Source organism: uncultured Microbacterium sp. (assembly GCF_937927635.1).
Lineage (GTDB): Bacteria > Actinomycetota > Actinomycetes > Actinomycetales > Microbacteriaceae > Microbacterium.
In genome coordinates this window covers 17301-29397 of the sequence record NZ_CALBRW010000041.1, presented here as the reverse complement: position 1 = coordinate 29397, position 12097 = coordinate 17301, and the positions used below count along the sequence as shown (strand labels likewise).

The following is a 12097-nucleotide window of genomic DNA, read 5'->3' as shown; positions in this document are numbered from 1 at the left end:
ACCCTGTTGCGCCATGCCTAACTTGCTCTCCCCCTTGACGACTGGACCGCTTCCAAATATTGTTATGTAGGTCAGATACACAACTTTACTAGGAGGTAGTTGCCATGCGCGCGCTCCCCGTCCCCCAGGACGTCGTTGACCTGTTGGTCACAGCGATCCTGATCAGCAGCACCGACATCACGCAGTCTCCCGCCCGGGTGCCGATCGTCGCCTCGGGCCGCTCCCCCGCCGCAGTTCTCGCCGACGCCGACCGTCTCGGTCAGCAGCTGTGGGACGAGAACTACGCCAGCGTCAGCTTCGCCAACCGCTGCAGCGTTCCAGCGCCCCGCTACGAGTGGCGTCCCGTCGCGGAGTTCCTGGGCGACCGCATCGACACCGAGCAGATCCTGCAGATCGAGCGGTGCCGGCTGTACATGGAGGAGGTCTCCTGCCATCACGCCGGGTGGGACGACTCCGAAGCGAACCGGCAGCTGAGCCGCCTCGAGCAGAGCATCGAGGCTCGCCTGTACTTCCATCCCCGCGAGGCATCCACGCAGGAGCCCGGCGTCGTGGAGTACGTCGGACTCAGCCGCGCCGTCGACGAGTGGACGCGCGAGATCGGATTCCGATCCTCGCTGACCGTGGCCGCGGCCGCGAAGGCCCTGGACGTGGGTGACCGATGAGCCTCGCGACTCCGCGCAAGCACGCGGACATCCCCGACGAGATCCTCACCCGGCTGCGCCGGATGATCATCGGTCTGCTCACGATCGGCCTCGCGGTCGGCGCCGGCTGGCTCGGCATCCTCCTCGCGCCGCACATGGGCAAGATCCTGCTGACCGCGGCCGCGATCGTGCTGCTGTGGGCGCTCGTGATCAGCGTGATCGACTTCTTCCGCAGCAGCTGAGGCCACCATGTCGGCCTACAAGGTCACCTGGACCCAGCAGGCGATCGCCACCGCAACCGTCGACGTCGAACTCGACGAGCTCGCACGGTGGGCGATCTCCGCCGGCGTCGTGCGCGCAGGCCCCGACCCACGACCCGCGGATGCGGAAGCGCTGCGGCGATCGCTCGAGCGCAACACCCATCTGCGCGACGCGCTGCTTCGGCTCTACGCCACCCGGCAGCAGACCTGACACGACTGAGGGGCGCCCCATCCGGGACGCCCCTCAGTCACTTGCTCGCTCACACCAGGCGTGCGGCGAGCTCGTCGATCTTGTCCGGCCGGAACCCGGACCAGTGATCCTGATCCGTGATCACAACCGGCGCCTGCAGGTAGCCGAGCGACTTCACCTGCTCGAGCGCGGCGGGATCTTCCGACAGATCGAGAACGTCGTAATCGATCCCCTTGGAATCCAGCGCGCGATAGGTCGCCGTGCACTGGACGCACGACGGCTTCGTGTACACCGTGACAGCCATGTGACTCATCCTCCTCTCTTGGTCTCGTAGTTTGTGGATCGGGTCAGACACGCTCGCGGGCGCGGCGGCGCAGCCAGACGACGGTGGCCACCAGGGCGGCGATCAAGCCGCTGGCCACGACGATCTGCGGCCATCCGAACCCGATGCCGTCGATGAACGGAATGACGACCTCGGTGCCGTTCGCGAGCAGGTGGTACTGCAGCATCCAGTCGCGCACCGGGTGGAGCAGCACACCGAACGAGAACATCCCGGTCGCCATGCCTCCGCAGAGCATGAACATCAGCGTCAGCAGGTCGTCCTCGTTCTCGGCCACAGACTGCGTCATGAGATCCACACCTCCTCGGGCGTGGGCGCCGGCGCGTCCGGGTAGCGGATCTCGCCGGCGCGGTCCTCGAGCACGTTGACGTACTCACCGGCGAACTCCTCCGCACGTTCGCGCGCAGCACCCTGGGTGAGTGCGAACGCGAAGGCCTGCTCGTGCGCGAGCTCGGCCCGGTTCTGAGTGCTCTGCATCACTGCTCCTTTCGTTCACGCGGCGGCGGGGCGCCGGTAGGTGAGCACTTCGTTGTCCGACACGGTCATCAGGCCCTCGTCGCCGGTGTCGAGCTCGCGGTACTCGATCGCCATCGCGTCCTCGTCGACGATGTCCGGCTCCACGGACTCCACGACCACCCAGATCCCGAGGGTGGAATCGGACAGCACCAGGTCGCCGACCGCGAGGTCGCCGGCCAGGCCCTCGGAGATCTCCCCGTAGCCTTCGTCGTCATCGGCGGCCGCGGCGGGTTCGTCGTCGACGTCCAACGGCTCGGGCTCGAACCGGACATTGCCGGCCTTGCGTGCGCCGAGCGCGACGACGTTGCTGGGCAGGGCCTTGGGAGTCTCCACCGCCGGCGGCTCGACGCCGTCGAAGAGGGTGATGCGGGTGGTCGCCCAGTCGTTGTAGGTCGGCGGGAGCTCCTCGTCGCCGTCGATGAGCGCAGACGGTTCGGCGATGGTCTTGCGAGGGTGATCAGTCTCGAGCGGGGTGAGCGTGCGCAGGTGCTCCCAGTCCTGCGCGTCGGACTTGTCGAGCTTGGCCGGGTCGGGCGTGTAGAAGGTCTGCACTTCCACCGGAAGCGACTCGGCGCTGAGGGTGACGCCGCGGCCGCGCTTGTTGCGAGGCAGCGCGACGCCGATCGCCGGAGAGTCCCACATCATCATCGCGCCCTGCGGGGAGAGCCGGCCGAGGGAGAGTCGGGCTCCGAAGTTGTCGCGCATTTCACCGCCGAGGAACTCGACGTCGGGGCGCTGGATGCCCAGCAGCATGTGGATCTTCGCGCTTCGCGCCAGACGGGCCAGATCCGACAGGAGCTCGAGCACCGGCGCCTGAGTGGGCGCCCCCTTCGGCTTCACCGTCTTGTACCAACGCTGCACGCGAGCCTTGAACGTCGCGTACTCGTCGATGATCAGTGCGAGCGGCTCGAAGTCCTCGAGGCGGGCGGTGCCCTCCTCGAGTTGGGTGTAACGCTGCTCCATGAGCTCGTGCGCTGCGTGCAGCATCCGCACCTGGTGCTCGACGCGGGCCGCGACGAGCTCGACGTTCGGCCAGGTGCGGAACCCCGCGAACTCGATCCGCTTCCCGTCCAGCACCCACACCCGCCAGCGGGCCTGCGCCAGGTGGGTGAGCACCGTGTGCTGGAACGACGTCTTGCCCGAGCCCGTTCCACCGATGACGAGCATGTGCGGGGAGACCGAGGGCTGCCATGTCTGCACCGACCCGTCCTCGTCGACGCCGATCGGGATCTTGAACGCCTTGTACTCGGCGTGCGTCAGCTGCTTCGTCGACGGCGCCGGCTCGTGCAGCACCATGTCGGGCATCGGGGGACGGATCTCGAAGGTGACCTCATCGCCCTCGAGATCCCAATGCGCCCGCCAACGCCCCGGCAGCATCGAGGAGATCACCTTCTCGATCTGCATTCGTCGCGCCGGGATCGCCAGCCGCGGCCCCATGTCGTGCTTGACCTTCATCTTGCGGACGTCGTTGGATTCGGGGTCGGTGGTGACCTCGACCTTGGCGCTCTCCCCCAGCAGCAGCTTCGCGACCTGCTCGGCCCGCTGCTGCTCTCGAGAGACCGGCGTGGTCGGCGGCGCGAGCTCGAGCACGATGAGGCAGCGGCGGGGGACGTGCTTGAGCACGCGGTACTCCTCGCCGATGCGGCGCGAGAACGACGTGACGATCTGATCGACGAAACGCACATCACGGTCGTCGACGTGGGAGGCATACCGGATCGTCACCTTGCGAGGAACGCCGACCCACCCGCGGGTCCACTTCACCGCCCGGACCAGATCGCGCGACGGACGCTGCGCACCCAGCGACGGCAGCACCGCCTCGATGCCCGGATCGAGCCGGCTCTGCTTCTGGTAGGTACGGATGCCGGACGCGACCGACACGGCCGCGATCACCACAGCCGCAACCCACACCCACGCGATCGCGTCGGTGAAGCGGGCCTGCATGTTCACTCCGGTCAACACCACCGCGGCCGCCAGCACCACCAGTGCGGGGAAGATCCCCGTCACCTGCCGACGCGGCAGCACTCCCAATGGGGCGACCGGCGCAGACGACGGACGTGCCGGCGGGCGAGCAACTCGAGTCGCCATCTGATGCCTCCTGAACCGGGCCACGGCGATCGCGGCCCTCTGCGTCATATAGGCCCCGCGAACCCCTCTTCGCGGACACGAGGATCTGGATCTGGCAGCTTCGAGCGACCCGGGAACCCGCCGCGCTCGATGTGGCGAGAGGTATTGCGGGCGTAGTGCCGCAGCACTTTCCCGCACATCAGCGCAATATCGTCGCCACCTTGGCGCTTGACAACAGTGGTAGGCTTGCCCCGCATAGCTGAAGCGAAGTCGGAAGCGGAGCGGGGCAAACCCCCCACCGCCGTAAGAAATATCCAGCCCGCAATATCCCCGCAGCATCACCGCATCAGCTGCGCTCTCTCGGCGGCGACCCGGGCCGCACATCCCCCGGCACACGTTCCCTCGCGGGGCCGGTGCAGCAGCTGCGTTAGAAATGGCGAGTGAGCTCCGCGACCGCCAGCACCCTTCTGCCACCCGATCGACGCACCGCGACCCGGTGGGTCATCGGGTGGGTTCTCGTGCCGCTGGGAGGGCTCATCCTTGCCGGCTCGCTCGATCAGATAGTCGATCCGGCGGAACCCTCCGAATTGTTCCAGCGCGCCCTCATCGCCCTCGTCGCAGGGGTGGGCGTGGGCGTCATGGCCGCGGTGGTCGTCGGGCTCGGCTTCGCGATCACGCGCGACCGGGATGCCAGGGGCGCTCTGCAATGGGTGGCCGTTCTCACCATGACGCCGACAGGTATCGGGATCTCGACCTCCGCCTCTCTCGCTCTCAGCGGAGTGGCGGTGGCGCTGACCGGAGCAGCGGGGCCTGCCCTGGTGACCTTCTCGGGCTTCGCGATGCTGGCGCTGGGTCGCTGGCTCGCTCGAGGGTTCTGGGGCGCAGCGTGGAGCGTGGTGCGCTTCGCATTCCAGCGCGCGGTGGGCGCCATGACCTCACCGGCCGCGTCGACGGGTCAGCCGGGTACGGGGACCGCGTCGACGCCTCAGCCCTGAGCGGAGCTCTCGCCGCGACGATTCTCCCACTCGCGCCGCATCCACTCCCCCTGCCGCACCGCCGCGGCCCGGCTGACGCCGCGTGCGGAGTCGGGCGCCGGTGGGAACGGGGTACCGTGATTGTGCCGCTGCTCGAGGTTCGCGGCCGCGTCGACGAACAGCGCCTCGACCACCGATGACAGCGCCGGTGTGCGCGCATCGCGCAGCGCCCACCAGGTGGCCTTGAGTCGCGCGTGCAGATCCGCGGGGAGGTAGTACGCCACGAGCCGGTGACCTTCCGAGGCGCCGCTTCGCGGCCCCTGCGCGCCCCGGGGTGCGGGCGGGAACGGTCGGCCGCCGTTGTGCTCGAGCTCAGCCCTCGTGACGTACTCGAGGAAGATCCCCTCCACGAGCGACGAGAGCGTCGGCGCACCATCCGGGCAGTCGCGAGTCGCCCACCAGGCAGCCTTGAGCCGCGCGTGCAGCGCTGCCGGGAGGTAGTACGAAACAGATCGGTATCCGGTTGCTGTGGTGCGCGCAGCGGGACCGGATACTGCCTGATCGTCGACGTGGGGGGCGTGTCGATCGGTCACACATCACCGTCTGGAAAATGGCGGGCAGAGCCCGCAGGTGTTCGGGTAGTCGGTAGCCTACCCGCCGGTTATCCAGACGTCCGGGGCTCAGCCGCACTGCTACTGGCAGGAACCGGCCGGGCAGAGATCGACGCCCCAGAGATCGAAGAAGTCCTCCGGGTTGACGAAGTTCTGGTGCTCGGGGAGCGTGGCCGGCCTCGGTAGGCGGGTGTCGTTCTGAGAGAGGATCAGCTTTGCGACCTCGGGGTTGGTGTTGTTGGCGACGTTGATCCGCAGATCCAGGTGGCAGCCGCCGGAGGGCGGGACGTTGCCCACGACGCCGATCTGCTCGCCGGCTTCGACGGTGTCGCCGACGTCGACCGGGCGCTGCGACTTGTACATGTGCAGGTAGGAGACCACGTACCCGTCTGCGTGCTCAATCGACAGCCACAGGGCGCTCGAGAGGGTGACCTTCCCCGGCAGGATCGCGTAGACGGGGTCGCCGCACGGGTTGGGCCAGCGCTGCAGGTCGATGGCGGCGTGCCAGGTGGAGGCCCCGGGGACGCCGCTGCTGCGGGGTCCGTAGCCGCTGGTCATGTTGTAGTCGGAGCGCAGGGGCAGCTGGATCTCGCCCTCGATGCTGCCGCTGCAGCCGCCGCCGGTGATGCCCTCGCCGAGGGTGGCGATCAGCTGCTCGGCCGCAGGCTCCCACTTGTCGTAGGCGTCCGGGAACGCGCTGACCTGCACCGTCTGAGCCGCGACGCCGGGCGCCATGCTCTCCCAGCCCTTGACGTCGAGCAGGCCTCGAGGGGAGCCCCCGTTGGGGCCGGTGGGGCCGCCGAAGAACGCCTTGATGGAGTAGTCGAGATCCATGAGCTCCGCGACGGTTCCCCACCCCGACACGCGCTGCTGGAACGGGTTGACGCTGTCGTGGTCGCTGCCGACCCCATCGTGCGGGTAGTCGAGCGACGCGGGGACGGAGGAGTTGGCGAGCATCCGCAGCCGGGACTCCTGCAAGGCGGTCATCAGCGCGACCTTGAGGCCCTGGTCGGAGACGCCGAGGTCGCGCCCGATCGTGATGATGCGGGTGGCGATCGCGATCTGCTTCTCGTTCAGCGTGACGGTGCCGCTGGTGCCGTAGGGGATCTCGATCGATTGGGGGGCGGCCGCGGCCGCCGGCGCCGCATCACCCGTCGACGAGCTCCCCCAGCCCGTCGACGAGGCGGGCGGCTTCGAGCTCGTCGACGCCGGCGGGGTCGGTGGCGTCGACGTCGCATCCCCCCACGACGCCGAGGCGGTCGTCGACGTGGGGACGCACCCGGAGCCGTCCGATCCCACGGCGCCGGCAGAGGAGGCGATGATGCCCATGAACAGCGCGAGGAACCCGCCGGCGACCATGGCGAAGATCAGGCCGACGACGCAGAGGACCGCGACGATCCGCTTCCACGGCGAACGGCTCTCTTCCTCGTCCACTGTCAGGTCCGTCATCAGCGCGTGAGCTCCCGCGGGCGGTAGGCCTCAAGCTGGCGACGCCGCTCGAGCGAGCGGGCGGATGGCCGCTGGGTCGGGCGAGGCGGCAGCGAGGAGATGTCCTGCACCCCGGTCGCGGCTCTGCGGTGCGCGGTGGCCACGCCCTGCGCGTCGACCTCGATGCGGCTGGCGCGGGTCTCGGCGACCTTGACGACCTTGAGCTCGCCGGCGTCGACGACCTGGGGCGCCACCCGACGTGCGGCGGCGTTGGTGGCGGCGGATGTGGCCTTGGCTGCGGTCTTCCGGGCGACGCTCTTGCCGACGACCACGGCACCGGCCGCGGCCGCGCCGGCGACGCCGCCACTGGCCGCTCCCTTCGCGACGGTGGCGGCGCCCTGCGCGACGGAGGTTGCCGTGGTCGCTGCCCCGAGTGCCTTGCGAGCGGCACCGGGGGCGAGCGAGGGTCCGCGGCCGCCGGAGGGGCCTCTGCCGCCTCCTGCGCCGCCCTGGGGGCCGCGGCCGGGGTCGCGGACCTGGGTGAGCGTCACGGGCTCGGGCTCAGGCTCTGCGGGCTTCTCCGGCAGTGCTGCGGCGCTCGGCTTGGCCGGTCGGCGCTTGATCAGATCCTTCGCGGTGTTGGCCATGCTGGCGATCGCGCTCATCTTCAGCAGGGCGTTGGAGTCCTTCGGGCCGGGCTTCATGCCGAGGCCGAGCTTGTTCAGCTGGCCGGCGACGCCGCGGCCGGCGCGAAGGGTCGCCCGACGCGCACGCCACACCAGGACGATGACGATGATCAGGAAGATGATCAGCAGAACCATCCGCAGCTGGTGCGGGAGGAACCCGGTCTGCCCCATGATCCAGGTGGTCATCTTGAGGTACAGCGCCATCACGACGGTCATCACCGCGAGGCTGATCGCGCCCATGTAGGTGTCCGAGATCGCCTTCCACAGCGGCTCGCGGTTGACCGGGAGGATGCACAGGTACACCAGCAGCATCGACTTGACCGCGGCGACCAGGAAGAACACCACCGACACCATCAGCAGCGCCGCGATCACCATCCCGAACACGAACATGACGGAGACGCCGCCGCCGGCGACCATGGCGTTGAGGATGTTCATCCCGCCGGGGTTGTCGTGCGCGAACCTCGCCGCCTCGGGGGCGCAGTCTCGCAGCGCCGTCTGGGGCTCGCCGGACTGGATGAAGGTGTCGAAGATCCCCTGGCAGTTGTCGGGCAGCACCTGGGCGTAGGAGATCACCTGGTACGGGACGCGCACGAAGATGTCCATCAGCGTCGCGTTGACCGCGGTCGACAGCGTCCCGTCGCTGCTCTGGGCGTCCGGGTCCACGACGATCGAGTTGGCCAGCTGGCTGCCGAACTCCTGCGCGTTATCCAGAACGCCGCCGGTGGCCGTGAGGGTGGCGACCGGGTTGGCGAGCACCCCCACCGCCAGGACGGCGAGGACGGCGGAGACGAGCATTTCCCAGAGGCCGCCGGACACACGCCCGACGTAGAGCGCGATGCCTCCCACCAGGGCGCTGATCATCAGCGCGAAGGGAATCCAGTTGACCGTGCCCAGCTGCTCCTGCACCCACACCGCGAGGGTGTTGAACGGGGTGGCCAGCCAGGCGACCCACTCGAAGCTGAGGAGGAAGTCGAACAGCCAGAGGATCACGCCGGTCGCGAAGTACTGCATCGACCAGAGCAGCTGCACGATGAAGTTGACGACGACCGTGCCCGGGGTCCACACGTCGCCGGCGTTGATGTCGATCACCCCGTACTTGGAGAACGGGTTGCCGTGGCTGTCGGTGTAGTCGACGCCGTCCGGGAGGAAGCTCACCGCGTGCGCGGTCTGGCCCTGGATGAACGTGAAGTACCCGATGAGCGCGACGGTGGCGAGGGTTCTCGCCCACCGAGGGTGCCGGTGCGCCCAGACCCGGGCGCGCCAGGCCCATCCGCCCATCGAGCGGAAGGCGTCGACGTAGAACGTGATCATGAGATCTCCACGGGGGCGGAGGGAGTGGACAGCACCGCCTGACGGCGCTCGGGGCGGGCGGGCAGCGTTTTGCGGAACTTGCCGTAGCGGCCGCGGACGTCGCGCATGATCCCCTCGCCGCGGCGCTCGAGCGGCACCTTCCGGTCGGGGCCGATGGGGCTCAGGTCGGTCATGACCTCGCGGACGAGCTCGGGAGAGACGGGCAGGCCCAGCCAGTCGACGGCGCGCTTGGCGAGGGTCTCGTCGCGCTGGCGCATGACGAAGCGGATGGGGATCAGGCCTCGGGTGACCTCGTCGCCGAAGTCGTGGGGGTCGTGGGAGCCGACCGCGGCCGCGGCCGCGTGCTTGCGGCCGTCACGGAAGAACGTCTGCAGTTCGGCCTGGCCGTCGCGGGAGGCGCTGATGTGGTGGGTCTCGTCGAAGATCGCCAGCGCGAACCGGTGACGGTCCATGAAGCAGACCTCGCGAGTCAGCTGGGCGAGCATCGCGTACATGGCTCGGCCGACGATCTTCTCGATGGGCATCTGCTTGAACAGGTGCTCGTTCTCGACCTCGGCGCGGTCGGGCAGGCTCAGCCCGTGGGTGGTGAACACGACCGCGTCGACGGCTTTGAGATCCAGCGGGGGCAGGGACTCGTCGAACAGAACGGCGCCGAAGTCCTTGGTGGCCACGACACGGATCAGGCCGAGCAGTTCTGCCGCCACCGCGTTCTGCTGCCCCAGCTGCCGCAGGTGCTCGATGAGCGCACCGAGGCTGGTGATCCGGTGCGTCTCCATGTACTCCGCCTCCAGCAGCCCGGACAGCTGCACGCCGCGGGTGTCCATGGTCTGGATGCCGAGCATCAGAGAGAACAGCGACTGCACCATGCGGGCGCCCTTGCGCGGGCCGAGCACCCGCAGCGGGTCCAGCGACCACTGCGGCTCGAGCATGTCGATGACGCGGGTGGAGGTTCCCGGCAGCGACTCGGCGAACGTGGCGTACTCGCGGGCCACGGTGCGGTCCAGCGCCACGATCAGCCCGCCGCGATCGAGCACGTCGCCGGCGACGCTCTTAAGCAGGACGCTCTTGCCGGCGCCGAGCTCGGCGACGACTCCGAAGCTGCCGGAGGAGTCCGCCTGGATGTTGCCGAACAGGTCGACCAGGATCGGGGTGTGCCGGCCGGTGGTGATGTTGTCGCCGAGACGGATGCCGCGGTCATCGCCGAGGGCACTGCTGACGACGGGCAGGCCGGACGCGAACTCGCGGCCGGTGGTGATCTGGGACAGGTCGCGCACGATGCGCGAGGTCGGCACACCCGGCTGCATCGCCCACCAGAGCTCTTCCTGGCCGCCGAGGGGCGCTTCCAGGAGGAAGTCGGAGGCCTTGTAGTCGGCGGCGATGTAGCGGGCGCGAGCCTGCGCGGTGGCGGGGTCGGGACCGCCGACCGCGTAGATCACAGTCGCTTGGACCTCGACCTCTTTGTCGCTGGCGTTGAGGGAGGCGTGGTACGCCGCGAGGGTCTCGGCGACCTGCGCGAGATCTGACCCGCTGCCGGTGATGGCGAGGGTGCCGGACTGCTGGTCGACCTGATCGAGCAGCTGCTCCTCGGCGCGCTTGTTGCGGCGCTTGACGGCGTCGGCGCTGGTGACCGTGAGCCGGATGGCCCAGTCGACGTCGAGCTCGTACTGCTCGACGCGGGAGATCCACTCGACGCCGGGCATCAGCCATCCGCCCTTGGGGCCTCCCACGACGGCCTGCATGATCTGGTAGCTGGGGGCATCGGCGTGCGGGCTCTGCACCTTGAGGTAGCGGCGGTTGAACGGCAGGAACCGCTTGAGCTCGGCCGGAGAGAGGTCGGACTGGCCGCCCTCGTCGAGCCACGGGTTCGGCATGGCGGTGGGCAGCTGAGTGGCGGGCACTTCCGCGATGCCGACGTCGCCGGTCTCGGGGACGGAGCCGTCGATGTCCAGTCCGCGGTGCTGGGAGTGCAGCGCCATCCAGACGTATTCGGCGACGGTGGCGGGGCGCGCGTAGAAGTCGGCGGGGATGCGGTTCTCGATCTCCTGCGCGGCGGCCATGGCCGCGGCGATCTCCGAGTCGGCGGGTGTGGTGCGAGGAAGCGCCAGCTGCTCGCGGAACTGCTCGAGGCCGGCGCGCCAGGCCGCCTGCGAGCGGGTGCGCCAGTTGCCGGCGGACAGGGGGATGGAGAGCCAGTAGGCGCGCTCGCCCAGTGCGATCTCCTCGAGGGAGTCGAGGGTGAGGGCGCATTCCTCGGCCCATTCGGGGTGCTGGCGGATGTCGACGCCGGCGAGCATCTTGTCGACGATGTCGACGGGGTCGCTCGTCGCGCACAGACCGATCAGCAGCGCCTCTCCGCGGAGGGACTGGAAAAGGGCCTGGTGCTGGCCGAGCACCAGCTGGCGGAGCTCGTCGGTGCCGTACCCGTGCGGAAGGCCCTGCAGGCGCCAGGTGGCCCAGATCGTGCCGGTACGGGTCCACATCAGGTGACCGGCGAAAGAGGCTGCGGGAATGCGCATGAGACGTGCTCCTAGTTCGTGTTCTTGGACTGCTGCAGCAGACGCTCGACGGCGCTGACGGCGGCGCGCGGCTTGGCAGCAGGCGCGGGGGCAGGGCGCTCGGGACGGCGCTCGGGCAGTGCCGGGGGCTGCTCGGGGGCAGCGTCCTCGAGCTCGGCGTCCTGTGGGTCCGCCACGGGGGGCGGCATCCGGGTCGAGCCGATCGCCTGGTGCGGACGCGCAAGGCGGATCGGGCGGGCCTGATACCTCCCCCCGTGCGGCTTGAACATCGCCGCGACCGCACCGACGAAGGCGAGGACGAGGTTGCGGCGAGTCATCGGGATGAGTCCGACGAGCCAGGTCACGCCCCAGGCGACACCGACCGTGATAGCCAGATCGAGGAGAGTCGCTCCGGTGCTCCACAGCGTTCGCGTCGCGAGCAGCCCCATGAGAGCCACACCGCCGAAGCCGACCTGGGTGAGCGTGTACGGCCCACCCGGGATGCGAGACCCGTCGGTCATCCGACCGATCATCTTCGGGAATCGGCGCGACCGCGTGTAGAAGCGGGCGATCTCCTCTTT

Annotated in this window: 13 protein-coding genes; 4 read left to right on the top strand and 9 right to left on the bottom strand. The window is 69.2% G+C overall.

The window, feature by feature from the left end; translation table 11 throughout:
* The first annotated feature begins 104 nt into the window (after window positions 1-104).
* From Q0568_RS15380 to Q0568_RS15370, 3 genes are read left to right on the top strand one after another with little or no spacing between them, the layout of a single operon-like run.
* A complete protein-coding gene (locus Q0568_RS15380; RefSeq protein WP_061018386.1) occupies window positions 105-662 on the top strand; it encodes a hypothetical protein in 558 nt (185 codons plus the stop codon).
* Entirely contained in the window at window positions 659-883 is a 225-nt protein-coding gene (locus Q0568_RS15375; RefSeq protein WP_061018388.1) for a hypothetical protein, read from the top strand. The genes Q0568_RS15380 and Q0568_RS15375 overlap by 4 nt, the downstream gene beginning before the upstream one ends.
* A gap of 7 nt (window positions 884-890) precedes the next feature.
* Complete coding sequence (locus Q0568_RS15370; RefSeq protein WP_061018390.1) at window positions 891-1112, top strand: hypothetical protein; 222 nt, start codon at window positions 891-893, stop codon at window positions 1110-1112.
* Between the two features lie 49 nt (window positions 1113-1161).
* Here the strand turns inward: Q0568_RS15370 and nrdH are convergent, their stop codons facing one another.
* From nrdH to Q0568_RS15350, 4 genes are read right to left on the bottom strand one after another with little or no spacing between them, the layout of a single operon-like run.
* The gene (gene nrdH, locus Q0568_RS15365; RefSeq protein ID WP_061018392.1) at window positions 1162-1395 is read right to left on the bottom strand and encodes a glutaredoxin-like protein NrdH; all 234 of its coding nucleotides are present in this window, start codon (window positions 1393-1395) and stop codon (window positions 1162-1164) included.
* 43 nt (window positions 1396-1438) lie between these two features.
* Window positions 1439-1720 carry a hypothetical protein gene (locus tag Q0568_RS15360; RefSeq protein ID WP_061018394.1) on the bottom strand — a complete coding sequence of 94 codons (282 nt, stop codon included), beginning with the start codon at window positions 1718-1720 and terminating at the stop codon, window positions 1439-1441.
* A complete protein-coding gene (locus tag Q0568_RS15355) occupies window positions 1717-1908 on the bottom strand; it encodes a hypothetical protein (RefSeq protein WP_061018396.1) in 192 nt (63 codons plus the stop codon). Before Q0568_RS15355 ends, Q0568_RS15360 begins: the two co-directional genes overlap by 4 nt.
* 15 nt (window positions 1909-1923) lie before the next feature.
* Window positions 1924-4032: an FtsK/SpoIIIE domain-containing protein gene (locus tag Q0568_RS15350; RefSeq protein WP_298868040.1), complete on the bottom strand. Its 2109-nt coding sequence runs from the start codon at window positions 4030-4032 to the stop codon at window positions 1924-1926.
* 419 nt (window positions 4033-4451) lie between these two features.
* Between Q0568_RS15350 and Q0568_RS15345 the strand changes: the two genes are divergently transcribed.
* Window positions 4452-5006, top strand: coding sequence for a hypothetical protein (locus Q0568_RS15345; RefSeq protein WP_292684408.1), 555 nt, complete (start codon window positions 4452-4454; stop codon window positions 5004-5006).
* Here Q0568_RS15345 and Q0568_RS15340 read toward each other — a convergent pair.
* The 5 genes from Q0568_RS15340 to Q0568_RS15320 form a co-directional block, all read right to left on the bottom strand.
* Window positions 4997-5578, bottom strand: a complete 582-nt coding sequence (locus Q0568_RS15340; protein WP_292684410.1) for a hypothetical protein — start codon at window positions 5576-5578, stop codon at window positions 4997-4999. The two genes, Q0568_RS15345 and Q0568_RS15340, sit on opposite strands and share 10 nt — an antisense overlap.
* Before the next feature lie 99 nt (window positions 5579-5677).
* Complete coding sequence (locus Q0568_RS15335; protein WP_298868035.1) at window positions 5678-7045, bottom strand: M23 family metallopeptidase; 1368 nt, start codon at window positions 7043-7045, stop codon at window positions 5678-5680.
* Complete coding sequence (locus tag Q0568_RS15330; protein WP_298868032.1) at window positions 7045-9021, bottom strand: hypothetical protein; 1977 nt, start codon at window positions 9019-9021, stop codon at window positions 7045-7047. The genes Q0568_RS15335 and Q0568_RS15330 overlap by 1 nt, the downstream gene beginning before the upstream one ends.
* A complete protein-coding gene (locus Q0568_RS15325; RefSeq protein WP_292684416.1) occupies window positions 9018-11537 on the bottom strand; it encodes an ATP-binding protein in 2520 nt (839 codons plus the stop codon). The genes Q0568_RS15330 and Q0568_RS15325 overlap by 4 nt, the downstream gene beginning before the upstream one ends.
* An 11-nt stretch (window positions 11538-11548) precedes the next feature.
* Complete coding sequence (locus Q0568_RS15320; protein ID WP_292684418.1) at window positions 11549-12037, bottom strand: hypothetical protein; 489 nt, start codon at window positions 12035-12037, stop codon at window positions 11549-11551.
* Between the last annotated feature and the right edge of the window lie 60 nt (window positions 12038-12097).